Below are 454 nucleotides of genomic sequence, written 5' to 3'. Positions count from 1 at the left end.
CCGGCCACGGCCTGCGCGTTCCGGGCGCCCGTCCGGGCGTCGGGCAGGTCGGCCAGCAGCGGGCTGGGCCGGGCGGCGGTGAATCCGGGCGCGTAACGCTGCCAGTCGATGTCCGCGACCATCACGGCGGTCCGGTCCTGGTCCAGCGCGCGTTGCAGGGCGGAGATCGCCGCGTCGGCCGCCATGGGCGGTACGCCGCCGGCGCGCATCCGCCGTGCCAGTGCCTCGTCGGCCGCCATCCCGCCCTCGGCCCACGGCCCCCAGGCGATGGACGTCGCGACCAGGCCCTCGGCTCGCCGCTGCTCGGCCAGCGCGTCCAAGTAGGCGTTGGCGGCCGCGTAGTTGGCCTGGCCCGGAGTACCGAGCGTGCCGCTCATGGAGGAGAAGAGGACGAAGGCCGACAGGTCGAGATCGCGGGTGAGTTCGTGGAGGTTGAGCGCGGAAGCGGCCTTCG

Annotated in this window: 1 protein-coding gene; it reads right to left on the bottom strand. The window is 74.9% G+C overall.

The genetic code is table 11. The annotated features are described in order from the left end of the window. Positions 1-454: KR domain-containing protein (locus IE249_RS35215; RefSeq protein WP_189711556.1), on the bottom strand; the 454-nt coding region annotated here is incomplete at both ends.

The organism is Streptomyces anandii JCM 4720, from assembly GCF_014650655.1.
GTDB lineage: Bacteria > Actinomycetota > Actinomycetes > Streptomycetales > Streptomycetaceae > Streptomyces > Streptomyces anandii.
This window is presented reverse-complemented; position numbering and strand designations above follow the sequence as displayed.